Genomic DNA, 16,291 nt, shown 5'->3' on the forward strand with positions numbered 1-16,291 from the left:
CAGGTGCAGCCTGGCAATCGTGGGGGGGTAATCTCCCCCTTAACGGCAATCGGCTCAAAAGGCCGCCCGGACTTCACTGACCACCCTCAAGAAGGAGCTTGTCTGCATGTTCGATTTCTCCGCCCGGCTCAAGCAGCATTTCGCTGCTCTGCAGAGTGAAGCGCAATTTTTTTCCGTACGTTACGTGCACCGCACCGGCCAACGCCTGTGCGTGCGCAAGAATGTGGCCGAGCCGCCGTCGCTGAGCAGCGACGAGGGCGCAATGCTGACCGTGCGCCTGAACGGTGTTGAAGCCTACGCCGCCACCAACGACATTTCCCTTCGGGGTTTGCAAGCTGCCTTGCAGCAGGCCGAAGCGCTGGCACGTCGCCTGGCACCGCATGCGTTGCTGAACCTGAGCGATCAAGCTGTCTCGACTGCCAAGGCTGACTATCTGTCGCCGCACATGGATCAAGCATTCCCGCCACTGAGCGACTGCATCGGCCTGCTGATGGCCGAGTCCAGCGCCGTCCCGAAAGACGAACGGCTGGTCAACTGGCAGGCCGTACTGGGGCTGGAAACGGTTGAGCAGATTTACCTGAACACCGCGGGCGCAGAGCTTCGTCAGGCGCAACGCTTCGTTTTTCCGGGCCTGAGCGTCACCGCCTACGACGGTCGCGACAGCCAGACGCGTAACCTGGGCGGCGACAACTTCGGCCAACAGGGCGGTCTTGAAGTGCTGAGCAGTTGCGGTCTGATCGGCTCTGCGACCAACGTCGCCGATGAGGCCTTGCAGCTTATCCTCGCCCCCAACACACCGTCAGGCCCACGCGACCTGCTGCTGATGCCGGATCAGATGGTGCTGCAGATTCACGAGTCCATCGGCCATCCGCTGGAACTGGACCGGATTCTCGGCGACGAGCGTAATTACGCAGGTACCAGCTTCGTCAAGACGACCGATTTCGGCACCCTGCAATACGGCTCCAGCCTGCTGAACGTGACGTTCGACCCGGACATTCCTGAGCAACTGGCCAGCTACGCGCACGACGACGACGGCACGGCCGCCAGCAAACAGTTCCTGATTCGTGACGGCCTGTTGCAACGCCCGCTCGGCGGCGCACTGTCGCAATACCGCAGCGGCCTGGACGGGGTTGCCAACAGCCGCGCCTGCGGCTGGAACCGTGCGCCCATCGATCGCATGGCCAACCTGAACATCGAACCGGGCGACCAGTCACTGGACGGCCTGATCGGTAACATCGAGCACGGCATCCTGATGTCGAGCAATCGCTCCTGGTCCATCGACGATGCGCGCAACAAGTTCCAGTTCGGCTGCGAATGGGGCCAATTAATTGAAAACGGTGAACTCAAGGGCGTGGTGAAGAACCCCAACTATCGGGCGATTTCTGCTCAGTTCTGGAAAAACCTCAGCGCAGTCGGTGACGCCAGTATCTTCAAAGTGCTGGGCACGCCCAACTGCGGCAAGGGCGAACCCAATCAGGTGATCCGTGTAGGCCATGCCTCTCCGGCGTGTGTGTTTGCCAATGTCGATGTGTTTGGAGGGGATGCCTGATGTCGCACCAACAGCAATTCGAGGCGCTGGTCGCCGTGCTCAAGGCTGCCATCAGCCCGACGGAACACTTCACCCTGGCCTACGACGCCGAAGCGTCCGACTTCATTCGTTTCAACCACGGCCAGGTTCGGCAGGCCGGGAGCGTGCAGCAGGTCATTGCGACCTTCAAACTGATCGACGACGGGCGTCATGCCAACCTGGAAGTGACCTTGTCCGGGGATCAGGAGACCGATACTCGGCGCCTTTCCAATGCCTTGCAGCAATTGCGCGAAACCCTGCCTTCGCTGGCGAAAGACCCGTATCTGTTGCCTAACACGCAGGCTTGGCAAAGCAGCAATGTGCAGGACTTACCGCTGCCGGACAGCGCGCAGGTCGTCGAGCAGATCAGCCAACTGTCAGGCGACCTCGATCTGGTGGGTTTTTACGCGGCTGGCCCGCTGTACCGGGGTTTCGCCAGTTCGTGGGGAGCGCTGGGCTGGCATCAGGCCAACAGCTTCAATTTCGACTGGAGCCTGTTTCATGAAAACGGCCAGGCGGTGAAAGCCAATTACGCAGGTCACGACTGGAACAACGAAGCGTTCGTGCAACGCTTTCAGCAGGCCCGTGAGCAGCTCGAATTTCTCGGCCGCCCACTGCACACCCTCAAGCCCGGTCAATACCGCGCCTATCTGGCTCCAGCGGCACTGGACGAAGTCATTGGCATGCTCAGCTGGGGCGGCTTTTCCGCGCAAGCGGTGGCCAGCAAGCGCAGCCCGTTGCAAAGGCTGTATGACGGCGAGACTCATTTCAGCCCGCTGATCAACTTCGACGAGCAAGTCAGTGGCTCGCTCTCGCCAGCCTTCTCACGCGAAGGCTACCCGCGCAAGGACCTGAAGCTGATCGTCAACGGGCAGGCCCGCGAGCGACTGGTGGACTCGAGCAGCGCCGCTGAGTACGACCTGCCTGCCAACGGCGCGGATTATGGCGAAGGTCCAAGCGCGTTGAGCATTGCCGGCGGCTCGCTGGAGCTGGACCAGATCCTTGAAAAGCTCGGCACAGGCCTTTACATCAGCAACCTGTGGTACCTGAACTTTTCGGATCGCGCTGCCGCACGTCTGACCGGGATGACACGTTTCGCAACATTCTGGGTCGAAGACGGCAAGATCGTTGCACCGGTCAGCACCATGCGTTTCGATGACAGCGCCTACAGCCTGTTGGGTAGCGCACTGGAGGACCTGACTCGCGAGCGGGAACTGATTCTTCAATCGAGTACCTACACTCAGCGCCAGACGGGGTCGATTCAACTGCCCGGCGCTCTGATAAGCCGACTCACCCTAACCTTGTAGCAGGAGCTTATGTCGAACTCAGCAGCGCCAATCATGGATGAAAAGACCCTGCGCTGGATGCCCTGGGTCATCGCCATTGCGTTCTTCATGCAAAGCCTGGACGGCACGATCCTCAACACCGCCCTGCCGTCCATGGCCAGCTCGCTGGCGCAAGACCCCCTGCGCATGCAGTCGGTGGTTATCGCCTACATGCTGACCATAGCACTGCTGATCCCGGCCTCGGGCTGGATTGCCGATCGTTTCGGGATCAAGCGCATCTTCTTCAGCGCCATTTTGCTGTTCAGCTTCGGCTCGTTGCTGTGCGCGCTTTCCTGGTCGCTCAATGTGCTGGTGGCGGCGCGGGTGATTCAGGGGCTGGGTGGCGCGCTGATGCTGCCCATCGGACGCCTGATCGTCTTACGTGCGTATCCGCGGTCGGAGCTGGTACGAATCATGGGCTTTATCACCGTGCCCGGTCTTTTGGGACCGTTGCTAGGGCCGACGCTTGGCGGCTGGATGGTCGAGTACCTGAGCTGGCACTGGATTTTCCTGCTCAATATTCCAGTCGGGATTATCGGCTGCTATGCCGTCAAACACTTCATCCCCGACCTTCCCGGAGGCGGTCGAACGCGTTTTGACGGCATCGGGTTTATCCTGTTTGGCGCGGCAATGGTGCTGATCACCATTGCCCTCGAGGGGCTGGGCGAGCTGAACCTGCCACATATGCGCGTGGTGCTTCTGCTGTTTGCCGGGATGGGCTGCCTGGCGGCCTACTGGCTGCGCGCCGGGCACATCGAATCGCCGTTGTTCGCCCCTTCGCTGTTTCGCACCCGAACGTTTGCGGTCGGTATTCTGGGCAATCTGTTCGCCCGTCTGGGCAGCGGAGCCTTGCCGTTCCTGATCCCGTTGCTGCTGCAAGTGGCACTGGGGTATTCGCCTTCCGAGGCGGGCATGAGCATGTTACCGCTGGCAGCTGCAGGAATGTTCGCCAAGACGGTAGCGCGCTGGCTGATCGAGCATATGGGCTATCGCCTCATTCTGACCGGTAACACATTGCTGCTGGGCATCCTGCTGGCAAGCCTGGCACTGGTCGATGTGCAGACGCCTTACTGGGTTTTGCTGGTGCATCTGGGCCTGCTCGGTGCAGTCAACTCCTTGCAGTTCACCGCGATGAATACCGTCACCCTGATCGATCTGGACGATGCCAGCGCTGCAAGCGGCAACAGCCTGCTCTCGGTGGTGGCACAACTTTCGCTGAGCCTTGGGGTTGCAAGCGCTGCGGCCTTGTTGGGCGGTTTCAGCGAAGAAGTGGCCAGCGGCGAGCTGAGCAGCGTGCTGGAGGCTTTCCAGCTGACGTTCCTGAGCGTCGGAGTTCTGGCCATGTTTGCCGCCGGGATTTTCCTGCAATTACCAGCGAAGGAGGCCAGGGTAGCGACGACTTGATTGACAACCCTTCCGGACAGGAGCAAACCTGTATGGCGAAATCCCCTTTAAAACAGGGACTTTGCCCGAAAAACGAGCAGTTTCAAGTATCCGACCAGATACATTGAAGAACCTGGGCAATCGGCCGACACTTTTATAGCACTAAGCCACTGTGGTCTCTTGTAAGCACGAGCCGCATCATGCAACCTTGCCATACGCGAAAGTGGGGTTTACGCCCGTCGCGACTAGTATTCCGGAAGCGAGTTTGTTCATGAAAAGCCAAACCGATGCTGCCGGTAGATCCGCAGCCGAGGTAGTGACGCAATTGCCAGTGCCATCGCGCCTGGGCATGCTGCGTTTCGAGCGGCTGAATGAAGCCAATTGGGCGCTATTGTTTCTCGATCCGAATTGCGAAAAGCAGTTCGGCCTGCCCGCCGTCGACCTTTGCGCCTTGATTGGATCCCCTTATGCCAGCCTCATGGAGCCGCAAGCACGCTATCAACTGCATGACGACATCCAGCAGCAACTGGCTTCTTCTCCGAATTACCTGATTCGCTACACCCTGCACAGCCCCAAGGGCGCGCTTGGCTTGCTGGAAATCGGCGAAGCCTACAAGCAGCACAATCGTCATCTGCTGCGTGGTTATTTTCTGATCGTCGATGGCCTTGTCACAGAAAGCGAGACCGCCACTGACTCCGATCTCGAAACCCGTAACCTGCGCCTGCAGATTGCCCTTGAACTCAACCAGCGCGCCCAGCGTGACCAGTTTGCCCATCTGGAACGCGTGCGTGCCCAGCAGGACCTGATCCTGCGCCTGACCCGGCATCGTTACACCACAGCCAATACCCTGCTGGAAGCGGCAAAGCTGATCACCAAGAGTGCCTGCGACATTTATGACGTCGATCATGTCAGTATCTGGAACCTCACCGACAAGCGTCTGGAACCGATCACCGACTATCGTCGGGAAAGCGGCGACTATCAGTCGCGTACGCCGATTGATATCAGCGCCTACCCCACCTATCTGCAAGCGCTCAATACCAGCAGGGCGATTGACGCCAGCAATATCCAGACCGACCCGCGCACCCGCGAAATGGCCGAAAGCCTGAACCCTGGAGAAGACAAGGCGGTCCTCGATGCGAGTATTCGTATCGATGGCCAGGTCATTGGCGTGCTCTGCCTGGAACAGTCCGGCTCGACACGCGAGTGGCAGTCCGACGAAATCGCCTTCGCCGGGGAGCTGGCCGACCAGTTCGCTCAGGTCATCAACAACCATAACCGTCGAGCCGCGACCAATGCGCTGCACCTGTTCCAGCGTGCGGTCGAACAGAGCGCCAACGCCTTTCTGCTGGTCAACTGCAACGGCGTGGTCGAATACGTCAATCCAAGCTTCACGGCGATCACGCAGTACAGTTCCGATGAAGTCTCCGGACACAAGCTCTCGGAACTGCCTGCGCTGGAAAACCTCAACCAGTTGCTGCTGGAAGCCAACTCCAGCCTGACCAACAGCAACAGCTGGCAGGGCGAGTTCAAAAGTCGACGCAAGAACCTCGAACCCTACTGGGGCCAGCTGTCGATTTCCAAGGTGTATGGCGACAATCGTGAGCTGACGCACTATATCGGCATCTACGAAGACATCACCCAGAGCAAGCTGGCTCAGCAGCGCATCGAGCGCCTGGCCTACACTGACAACCTCACCAATCTGGGCAACCGTCCGGCCTTTATCCGCAATCTGGACGAACGCTTTGCCCGCGACACCGATACGCCTATGAGCCTGTTGCTGGTCGACATCGATAACTTCAAGCGCATCAACGACAGCCTCGGCCACCAGACCGGTGACAAACTGTTGATCAGCCTGGCGCGGCGCCTGCGCAACACCTTGAGCCCGTCCGACGTATTGGCGCGCTTTGCCAGTAACGAATTTGCCGTACTGATCGACAACACCGATCAGGAAGCCGGACAGGCCACCGCCACACAAGTGCTGGCCACGCTGGACAAGCCGATGTTCGTCGACAATCAGCTGATCAGCGTCACCGGCTCGGTGGGTCTTGCCTGCGCGCCGCTGCACGGTCGTGACCCGCAGACCCTGATGAAAAACGCAGGTCTGGCCCTGCACAAGGCCAAAGCCAACGGCAAACATCAGGTTCAGGTGTTTACCGAAGCATTGAATGCCGAGGCCAGTTACAAGCTGTTCGTGGAAAACAACCTGCGCCGCGCCCTGACCCAGAACGAGCTTGAGGTGTTCTATCAGCCCAAGCTGTGCCTGCTGACCGGTCGTCTGCTGGGCATGGAAGCGCTACTGCGCTGGAATCATCCTGAAAAAGGCATGATCCGCCCCGATCAGTTCATCAGCGTGGCGGAAGAAACCGGCCTGATCATCCCCATCGGCAAGTGGGTCGCTCGCCAGTCCTGCCGCATGAGCAAGGACCTCACCGCCGCTGGTTTCGGTAATTTGCAGGTAGCGATCAACGTGTCACCCAAGCAGTTTTCCGACCCCGAGCTGGTGTCATCGATTGCCTCTATCCTCAGAGAAGAAGAGCTGGATCCTTCGCTGCTGGAACTGGAACTGACCGAAGGCCTGCTGCTGGAAGCCACCGAAGACACGCGCCAGCAGCTGGACTCGCTGAAGAAGCTTGGCCTGTCGTTGGCCATGGATGACTTCGGCACCGGTTACTCGTCATTCAGCTACCTGAAGAAATTCCCTATTGATGTGATCAAGATCGATCGCAGCTTCATCCGCGATATTCCGGATGATGAAGACGACATGGAAATCACCTCTGCGGTCATCGCGATGGCCCACAACCTCAAGCTCAAAGTGGTCGCCGAAGGCATTGAAACCGCTGCACAGTTGACGTTCCTGCGCCGTCATCGTTGCGATGTGGGCCAGGGCTATCTGTTCGACAAGCCTATCCCCGGCGAAGAGCTGATCGAGAAACTGAAGCGCTACCCGCGTCGTCCGTCCGCCTGACAACCTTCCCTGCACCCTGCTCTCTCGGGCACACTGTCAGGCTGTTATTACACGGCAGCACTTGTTTGTGCGTGTAACGGGACCTATGTAACTCTGCTCATCTGTCCTGGCCCCTGCTGCCTGTCTCTAAACGAGAGGATATGGTTCATGACTCTGCGCTCGGAAATTCTAGTGAACAAAAACGTACTGCCCACCGCCGAACAAGCACTGCCGGGTCGTGAAACGCCTATGGCGCTTCCGGAAACTCATTTCGTCAACGGCAACCCGCTGCTGGGACCGTTTTCGAGCAATGTGGAATTCGCCATCTTCGGCCTGGGTTGCTTCTGGGGCGCAGAACGCCGCCTGTGGCAACAGGAAGGTGTGGTGAGCACGGTCGTGGGGTATGCGGGCGGATTTACCCCGAACCCGACTTACGAAGAAGTCTGCTCCGGTCTGACTGGCCACACTGAAGTGGTGCTGGTTGTCTACGAGCCCGAGAAAATCAGCTACAAGTCGTTGCTCAAGGTGTTCTGGGAAGCGCACAACCCGACCCAGGGTATGCGTCAGGGTAACGACATCGGTACTCAGTACCGCTCGGTGATCTACTGCACCACTCCCGAACAGCTCGACGCCGCCAAGGCCAGCGCTACAGAATTCCAGGCGGAACTGAGCAAGGCCGGGCTAGGCGCAATTACCACTGAAATCGAAGAAGCCCCGACGGTCTACTTTGCCGAGGCCTACCACCAGCAATATCTGGCCAAGAACCCTCAGGGCTATTGCGGCCTGGGCGGCACGGGTGTGTGCATGCCGGCTTGAGACACGCCCCTGCCGGGGCGTCAGGAAACGGGCTTCTGCCCGGAGGGCGTAGGAGCGGACTTGTCCGCGATGGGCTGCGAAGCGGCCCCAAAACCGGCCACCTCGGCTGTATCTGGCGCCCCGAGGCAAGCGGTTTTGCTGCCGGTTCCCGGCAGATCGCGAACCAGTGAAGCGTTGCACGGTACGCACCTACACGCCCTACACAGTCTTCTGGGCTTGCCAGGATCTGTGTACAACGCTGAGTGCTCCGCATGGGTACGTAGTGATGGATGCAGGCAAGCCTACTCCGCAATCAACCAGTCCATCTTCCAGCCGCCCTGGGTCTGGCCCAGTTTCTGGGCGAGGTACGGCATCAGCTCACGCAGCTCTTCTTCCAGGCCCCACGGCGGGTTGGCGATGGCCAGGCCTGAACCGTTGAGGCTGGCCGGGGTGTCCAGCGGGTGGACGAACAGCTCGACGCGCAGCAATTTGGGTGCGCCAGTCTCGGCCAGGTCCTGATAAAAACGCCGCAGCAGGCGCGGGTCCTTGATCGGGTACCAGATAGCAGCCACCGTCTGACGCATGCGTCCGATGGTTTCCTTGAGCGCTACAGCGCAGCGTTTCATTTCATCGAGCTGCTCGAACGGCGGGTCGATGAGCATCACGGCACGCTTTTCAGCCACCGGCAGCAAGGCGCGTGGCACATGCCAGCCTTCCCCCAGATGCACTGCCACGCGGCGATCTCCCTTCATGTTTTCCTTGAGCAGACGCCCATCTTCGGGGTGCTTCTCGTTGAGCAGCACACGCTCGCGCTCGCGAGTCAGGCGGCGGGCCAGCTCCGGCGAGCCGGGGTAGTAGCGCAGCTCGCCGTCGGGGTTCATGTCGTGCAGCACTTGCAAATAATCGGAGGCCAGCGCAGGCAAGTCCGGTGCATCCCAAAGACGGCCGATGCCTTCCAGCCACTCTCCGGTGCGGGTGGCCTGATCGCCCTTGAGGTCGTATAACCCCAACCCCGCGTGGGTGTCGAGATAGGCGAACGGCTGCTCCTTGCGCGCCATGAGGGCGATCAAGCGAGTCAGAGTCAGGTGTTTGAACACGTCGGCGTGGTTGCCGGCATGGTAGGCGTGACGGTAATTCATGGCAGCTCCTGGCAAGCTGCGCAGTTTAGCAAACCTGAGCAATGAACAAGAATTTGTAACGAATTTGCGGGACTCGTCTCTTTCGTTTGAAGGAAATTTCCGAGAAACTCCCGCCCCCTTGTGCCTGCCGATTTCGATCACTACTCTGCGCCCGTCGCTGCATATTCAGCGATGAGGATTAGTAGCCCTCGTTAATCCAGGCGCATTGCGCCACCTCGTGCAGGTGCCCTTTCACGGCCTGCATTTTTTATGGTGGTCGTGCGTGGGGCATCTTCGGATGCACCGGGGTTCCTGGACCGGGCTACTACCTGCGCATGATCACCACCCTCGCTTAGTAGCCGACGGTGATGGTCTTCTAAAACTCCAGGAGATACATCACATGCTAAAAATCGTCCCTGACCCACCCCTCTTCAACGCCCGCCCCAAAGTCAGCCATGAAGATGCGCTGATGTACGCCAGCGACCTGCTGCGCTGTGCAGCAACCAGCGCTTACGAATTCAGCGACAGCATGACCGGCGCGCAAAGAGACATGACGCTCACGATCATGCATTTGGTGGAAATGGCAAAGGTCATGGTCGACAACACAATAGAAAACCTGCAAATCGAATAAGCGCGACCTGAACTGAAAACGACGTACCTGTAGTCAATCCTGCCATGCGCGACGCACAGGACTTGCCCTTGGCAGTCTGCCCTACCAGAATCGGAAAAAAGCCCGATCAAAGGAACAGAAGCCATGATGCACGCAGATTTGATTGACCAGGAAGACCTGCTCGGCCAACTCAGAGCCCTGGGCTTCGAAGCACCCGGCGGCGCAACCGCTGAACAAGCCTGCGCGCAAGCCGTTTGCGGCCTGAACGCCGAACGCGCTACAGCCCTGCGACGTCTGGTAGAGCAACTCCTCACCGGCAGCGCCACCCTCCTCCCCGCCGTCCGCCAGGCCATCGACCAGCAACTGCTGCCAGCACTGGCGGCTTATAAGCAGAGTCACAGTGGAAGGTAACCGATAGATACCCGAAAGAATGCCCATCGTACCCACGCTGGAGCGTGCGGAAGGATGACACCAACTATCGTGCCCATGCTCCGCGTGGGTATGCCGTTCCGGACGCTCTGCGTCACACAGTTTCAGTCGTGCTCAATACTCAATCCGCACATCCCCCTTCGGTACGCTGCAGCAGGACAGAATGTAGCCCTCTGCAACATCCTCGTCGGTGATGCCGCCGTTGTGCTCCATTTCCACTTCGCCGCTCAGCTTCATAACCTTGCAGGTGCCGCAAATGCCCATACCACAGGCTTTGGGGATCATCAGGCCGAGTTTGGCGGCAGCGGCGTGAACAGTTTCGCCCGGGGCCACGCGAATGCTCTTGCCGGTGTCGGTGAATTCCACCTGATGCAGGTCGGCGGCGTCAACATCCGGCGTGTCGGCTGCGATTTCGGCCTGCTCGACTGCATCGGCCCGCGCTTCAGGCGGTGTCGCGCCGAACGACTCCTCATGGTATTGCGCCATGTTGAAGCCGTTTTCCAGCAGAAGACGCTTGACCGCCGCCATGTACGGCGTCGGCCCGCAGCAGAACACCTCGCGGTCCATGAAGTCCGGGGCCATCAGTTCAAGCATTTTCTGGTTCAGGTAGCCGCGATAACCGGCCCACGGCTCACCCAGCCCATGCTTTTCGCAGACAAGATGCAGGCTGAAGTTATCGATCCGCGAGGCCATGTGTTCCAGCTCGCGGTGATAGATGATGTCCTTGGGCGAGCGGGCGCTGTGCACAAACACCATGTCGACATTGGCGTTGGTGTCATAGAACCAACGCGCCATGGACATCACCGGCGTGATGCCGACGCCACCGCTAAGGTAGAGAATCTTCGGGTTGGGGAAATCGATGGCATTGAACAGCCCGACCGGTCCGTGCACGGCCAGTTCCTGACCCTCACTGAGTGTGTCGTGCAGGTAGTTGGAGACCTTGCCGCCCGGTACGCGTTTGACGGTGATCGAAAAGCTGTAGGGCACCGACGGTGAGCTGGAGATGGTGTAAGAGCGCATGATCGGCAGACCATCGATCTCCAGCTCCAGGGTCACGAACTGGCCCGGCTTGAAGAAGAACATGATCGGCTGGTCGGCCATGAAGCAGAAAGTGCGCACATCCCAGGTTTCCTGGATGACTTTGACGACACGTACCAGGTGGCGACCGTTGGCCCATGTCTGGGTCGTGACCGGGCTCAGGAAACTTTGCGACATACTCGATCTCCACGGCCGACTGTCGGCCTCTCATGCTGCGGATTCTGCGTAACGCGCGAGGCGGCCATTTACCTATCAACGACATTCACGTACTTACCGCGACCAGCCCCGTGCAACAAGGCCTGTCGCGTCGGGAACGGATGCGGCCATGTCGCCCATGGATAAGGTTCGCTGCGCGCCCGGCTCCACACTCGCCACCAAGGGTCATAAGCATGGTCGACTGATCTATCGTCATGCGTGAAACGCGATCACACCCGTATCAGCCACATTCGCAGGCCGCCCATGCCGCGGTCATGAGGGATTTAATCGATGGACGTCACCGCAACCTTGAGCCTGGGCGATCCGCTGGAACCTGCACGCAAGGCCACTGCCGAGATGCTGCAGAATCGCGAGCGCACCTACTCGCTGCCGCAGCCTTTTTACAGTGATGACCGACTGTTTGAAATCGACATGCAGGAAATCTTTCACAAGGAGTGGCTGATTGCCGGGATGACGTGCGAGATCCCGACCAAGGGCAATTACCTGACGCTGCAGATCGGCAAGAACCCGATCCTGGTGGTGCGCGGCCCGGACGGTGCAGTCAACGCGTTCCACAACGTATGCCGCCATCGCGGCTCGCGCCTGTGCACCGCCGAGAAAGGCAAGGTCGCCAAACTGGTTTGCCACTATCACCAGTGGACCTATGAGCTGGACGGTCGTCTGCTGTATGCGGGCACTGAAATGGGCGACGACTTCGACATGAAGCAGTTCGGCCTCAAGCCGGTGCACGTCAAGACCGCAGGTGGCTACATTTTCATCAGCCTGGCGGAAAACCCGCCTGCCATCGACGAGTTCCTGTCGACGCTGCGGCACTACATGGAACCCTATGATATGGAGAACACCAAGGTGGCGGTGCAAACCACCTTGATGGAAAAGGCCAACTGGAAGCTTGTACTGGAGAACAACCGCGAGTGCTATCACTGCGGTGGCTCGCACCCTGAGCTGCTCAAAACCCTGCTGGAATGGGACGATGTCACAGACCCGCGCGCCGATCAGGCCTTCAAGGATCACGTGGCCGCGTCTGCTGCTGCGTGGGACGCCGAGAAAATCCCCTACGCCCACGCCAGTTTCGGCCTGCGTAACCGTATCGTGCGCATGCCGCTGCTCAAAGGCACGGTGTCGATGACCCTGGACGGCAAGGTCGGCTGCAAAAAACTGATGGGCCGCATCCAGAACCCGGACCTGGGCTCGATGCGTATTCTGCATTTGCCGCACTCCTGGAACCACTGCATGGGCGATCACATCATCGTATTCACGGTGTGGCCGATCAGTGCGCAGGAAACCATGGTTACGACCAAATGGATTGTCCACAAGGATGCAGTCGAGGGTGTGGACTACGACGTGGAACGCATGCGCCAGGTCTGGGATGCCACCAATGATCAGGACCGCCGTCTTGCCGAAGAAAACCAGCGTGGCATTAACTCTACCGCCTATCAACCCGGGCCTTATTCGAAAACCTATGAGTTCGGCGTGGTCAACTTCGTCGACTGGTACAGCTCGCGCATGCTGGAAAACCTCGGGGCAGAGCCTGCACCCTATCTGAAGGGCGTGGCGGTGAATCACGAGTAGAGGGCACACCTGCCCTTGGCAATACTGAGTACGGCTCACTCTCCAGCGAGGTGAGCCTGCTCAAACGATCGTCGACTGACGAATTTCCCGTTTCCCCCGCACAACAACTCCTCCGCCGATACCGTCATTTCTGACAGTTACCTGAAAACCCCTCTCGTGATCAACTCTCGTTGAAGTCAATCCAACGGAAGGAGACACGGACTATGCTCAACCCAAAAATCATTAATCAATATAAAAACAAAACAACCGATGCCGCCTCGGCCATGCCGGATATAAGGGGCAAAAATATTCTCATGGGGTTCTGGCATAACTGGCCTTCCGAACCCGGTCAAGGTTACCAGCAAGGCCTCTTCAAAGAGATGGCGCTGACCGACATACCCGAAGCGTATAACGTTGTGGCAGTGGCCTTTATGAAAGGTGCCGGCATTCCCACCTTCAAACCTTATAACCTGAGTGATGATGCGTTTCGCGCTCAGGTGGCAGCACTCAATGCACAAGGCCGTGCAGTGCTGATTTCTCTTGGCGGGGCTGACGCGCATATTGAGTTGCATGCCGGTCAGGAAGATGCACTGGCCTATGAAATTATTCGTCTGGTTGAAACCTATGGCTTTGACGGCCTGGATATCGACCTTGAACAAGCTGCTATTACCTTTGCCGATAACCAGACCGTATTACCCGCTGCGTTGAGGATGGTGCGCGAGTATTACGAGACAGAAGGTAAGCACTTCATCATCAGCATGGCCCCGGAATTTCCTTACCTTAGAGTCAGCAAAAAACTGCCTTTATTGAAAGAAATCACTGCGTACTTTCCGTTTCTAAAAGACGTCGTGACGTTCCTGGAATCGTTGAGAAGCGGCGGCGCTTACCTGGCCTACATCAACGCTCTGGAAGACATCTATGACTTTATCGCGCCACAGTATTATAACCAGGGCGGCGATGGCATATGGGTCGATGAGCTGAACCTGTGGGTCACTCAAAACAACGACGCCCATAAGAAAGAGTTTATTTACTACCTGACCGACAGCTTGATCCACGGTACGCGTGGCTTCACTAAAATTCCGGCCGACAGGCTGGCCATTGGTCTACCGACCAACAATGACGCCGCCGCCACCGGTTACGTGGTTGATCCGCAGGACGTCAAGGATGCACTGCAAGAGCTGGAAGACGCCGGCAATCCGATTCGCGGGCTGATGACCTGGTCAGTCAACTGGGATGCCGGCAAGAACAAAAGCGGCGAGGAGTACAACTGGGAGTTCGTGAACCGCTACGGTTATCTCACCGGAGGCGAAACACCTGTACCGGAAAAACCATCAGTACCTGCTGATCTCAGATCAACCGAAAAAACTGCAACGTCGGTGAAACTGAACTGGTCGCTCTCGGAAGGCCCGCAACCGGTCTTGCAATATGAATTGCGTCGTAACGGTACGGACTCCTTTCTTGTAGACAACCCCGTTTATAACAATACCGGCCTTCAGCCCGGTACTGCTTACAGTTACCAAGTGCGTGCAATTGATGTCACGGGCAACACATCCGAATTCTCGGCCGCGCTCACCGTGCGTACACAGAGTGAAGGCGGAGGCGATGCAAAACCGACGACACCTGTATTGAGCCTCGTGGACGTCACCGAGAGCAGTGTGTCACTGACCTGGACACCGTCCACCAGCGATAGCCAAATCGTCAGGTATCAAATTGGCCGCAACGGTTGGCCTTTTCAAACGATCGCGAGCGTAACGACCGCGTATACCGATAGCGACGTCACTGCCGATACTCAATATGAATACTACGTCGTTGCACAAGATACCGAACTTCAGTGGTCAGAGGTCAGTAATGTATTAAAGGTCAAGACCGCTGGCGAAACACCTGTGCCCGGCAACCCGTCACTGCCTCTCGACTTCAAATCCACCGAACAGACCACAACGTCGGTAACGCTCGACTGGAGCAAGGCGAAAGTTGCTCACGTCCAATATGACCTCTTCAGGGATAATGTTTTTTTACAGCGCGTTGGAAGCGCACCCTTTACTGACACAAGTGTTTTGCACAGCCGTCTTTATGGTTATCAGATCCAGGCGATTGACAGCGTGGGAAACAGCTCTGAGCGCTCTGAAACGCTCTTGGTCACTACAAAGTCCGAGCCCTCTGACGATCGCCCTACGCCACCAGGCAACTTACGCCAGACCGCTGCAACAATGACCAGTGTTTCATTAGAGTGGGACGCGTCTTTCAGTGCACTGGGTGTCGCGTCCTACCGCCTCATAACCTTTGGCGGGGAGACAGTGAGTCTCGACGCCACAACACTCAAGTACACTGTGGAAGGACTAACAGCGGCTAAAACGTATCAGTGTCTTGCCGGCGCGATCGATACAGAGAAAAACCTGTCTGGCCCAAGCAATGTTGTACACGCTTCGACCAGCGCAGCGATTCCTGAGTGGAAAACAGCTCAATCCTATTTGGAGGGGGATAAAGTGACGTATGGCGGCGACACCTATATCTGTCTCAATCCTCACACCTCACAAATAGACTGGAAGCCAGGTAGTGCACCAACGTTGTGGGCGCTTTGGGTGGAGCAAGCAGGCGGCAAACTTTATCCCGGTTTGCCGAAAAAATGGCAGTAATCCTCGTGGCGTCAGGTACCTGCTGCCATAGCCGATGAGACGGGCTTGAAAATATAGCGACGAAATGACTTATCCACACAGCCTTCAAAGCGTTCATGTGGGTGAGTCGTTGCGCTGACGCAAGAATGTACTGGATAACAATCACTTATCCAGATCACCTTGCAAACATTGCACCTGTACATTTTTTGCTCAAAACCTTGTAGCCCACAGTTTCACTGGGTTACAGAGGAGCGCAAACACCTTATCCACAGAAGCGCCAACAGACTTTGGGTACAACTTCGTCCGAATCACCCGGCCTGCTGTGGACAACGTATAAAATGACTTAAAAACCACCCGAATGAACCAACGCTGCACGCAAAACCCTGCTTTGATCATTTTTCATACAAAACCTCCAAAGCCTTTATTTACAAGGCTTGCAGGTAATCACAAACAACTTGTCCACAAGCACGCGCACAGAGATTGTGGGCAAACCAGTGGCTGGCAGATGGCAGTGCGTATTTATCCACAAAAAAATGCAATAACAATAAAGAGTTAGATTGATCGTTTTTTAAACACCACTCCAAAAGCCACGCTCTACAAGCCCTTCAGACGTTCACCAACACATTATCCACAGGCACACGCACAGGGATTGTGCGTAAGTCTTCCCGAAAAGATATTGGTCAAGGCCGTACAGGCGTGACGTTCA

11 protein-coding genes are annotated in these 16,291 nt (G+C 57.7%); 9 read left to right on the plus strand and 2 right to left on the minus strand.

The features are described from left to right. Positions 1 to 106: 106 nt before the first annotated feature. The 5 genes from RYB66_RS17175 to msrA all read left to right on the plus strand — a co-directional run bounded on the left by RYB66_RS17175 (position 107) and on the right by msrA (position 8,035). On the plus strand, positions 107 to 1,549 hold the full coding sequence (locus tag RYB66_RS17175; protein ID WP_316894945.1) for a TldD/PmbA family protein: 1,443 nt from the start codon (positions 107 to 109) through the stop codon (positions 1,547 to 1,549). Continuing rightward, complete coding sequence (locus RYB66_RS17180) at positions 1,549 to 2,874, plus strand: TldD/PmbA family protein (RefSeq protein WP_005744098.1); 1,326 nt, start codon at positions 1,549 to 1,551, stop codon at positions 2,872 to 2,874. Before RYB66_RS17175 ends, RYB66_RS17180 begins: the two co-directional genes overlap by 1 nt. A 9-nt stretch (positions 2,875 to 2,883) precedes the next feature. Continuing rightward, positions 2,884 to 4,296, plus strand: coding sequence for a multidrug transporter subunit MdtD (gene mdtD, locus RYB66_RS17185; protein ID WP_005744099.1), 1,413 nt, complete (start codon positions 2,884 to 2,886; stop codon positions 4,294 to 4,296). A 250-nt stretch (positions 4,297 to 4,546) separates the two neighbouring features. Then, positions 4,547 to 7,240 (plus strand): EAL domain-containing protein, encoded by a 2,694-nt coding sequence (locus tag RYB66_RS17190; protein ID WP_316894947.1) that lies wholly within the window; start codon positions 4,547 to 4,549, stop codon positions 7,238 to 7,240. A 147-nt stretch (positions 7,241 to 7,387) separates the two neighbouring features. Beyond that, complete coding sequence (msrA, locus tag RYB66_RS17195; RefSeq protein WP_005758175.1) at positions 7,388 to 8,035, plus strand: peptide-methionine (S)-S-oxide reductase MsrA; 648 nt, start codon at positions 7,388 to 7,390, stop codon at positions 8,033 to 8,035. 281 nt (positions 8,036 to 8,316) lie between these two features. Here msrA and RYB66_RS17200 read toward each other — a convergent pair whose 3' ends face one another. Continuing rightward, the gene (locus RYB66_RS17200; RefSeq protein ID WP_005744101.1) at positions 8,317 to 9,153 is read right to left on the minus strand and encodes a 23S rRNA (adenine(2030)-N(6))-methyltransferase RlmJ; all 837 of its coding nucleotides are present in this window, start codon (positions 9,151 to 9,153) and stop codon (positions 8,317 to 8,319) included. Between the two features lie 379 nt (positions 9,154 to 9,532). On the opposite strand from RYB66_RS17200, the gene RYB66_RS17205 reads away from it, so the two are divergent. After that, a complete protein-coding gene (locus RYB66_RS17205) occupies positions 9,533 to 9,763 on the plus strand; it encodes a DUF6124 family protein (protein WP_004654874.1) in 231 nt (76 codons plus the stop codon). Positions 9,764 to 9,886: 123 nt separating this feature from the next. Continuing rightward, positions 9,887 to 10,153, plus strand: a complete 267-nt coding sequence (locus RYB66_RS17210; RefSeq protein ID WP_039847315.1) for a hypothetical protein — start codon at positions 9,887 to 9,889, stop codon at positions 10,151 to 10,153. Positions 10,154 to 10,285: 132 nt separating this feature from the next. Here the strand turns inward: RYB66_RS17210 and gbcB are convergent, their stop codons facing one another. Then, the gene (gbcB, locus tag RYB66_RS17215; RefSeq protein WP_004654878.1) at positions 10,286 to 11,386 is read right to left on the minus strand and encodes a glycine-betaine demethylase subunit GbcB; all 1,101 of its coding nucleotides are present in this window, start codon (positions 11,384 to 11,386) and stop codon (positions 10,286 to 10,288) included. A 309-nt stretch (positions 11,387 to 11,695) separates the two neighbouring features. Between gbcB and gbcA the strand changes: the two genes are divergently transcribed. Further along, positions 11,696 to 12,994 (plus strand): glycine-betaine demethylase subunit GbcA, encoded by a 1,299-nt coding sequence (gbcA, locus tag RYB66_RS17220; RefSeq protein WP_002555658.1) that lies wholly within the window; start codon positions 11,696 to 11,698, stop codon positions 12,992 to 12,994. Positions 12,995 to 13,197: 203 nt separating this feature from the next. Beyond that, positions 13,198 to 15,606, plus strand: coding sequence for a fibronectin type III domain-containing protein (locus RYB66_RS17225; RefSeq protein ID WP_316894950.1), 2,409 nt, complete (start codon positions 13,198 to 13,200; stop codon positions 15,604 to 15,606). Positions 15,607 to 16,291: the final 685 nt, after the last annotated feature.

This window comes from Pseudomonas syringae group sp. 243L2 (assembly GCF_032587875.1).
In the GTDB taxonomy this organism is placed as follows: Bacteria; Pseudomonadota; Gammaproteobacteria; order Pseudomonadales; family Pseudomonadaceae; genus Aquipseudomonas; species Aquipseudomonas amygdali.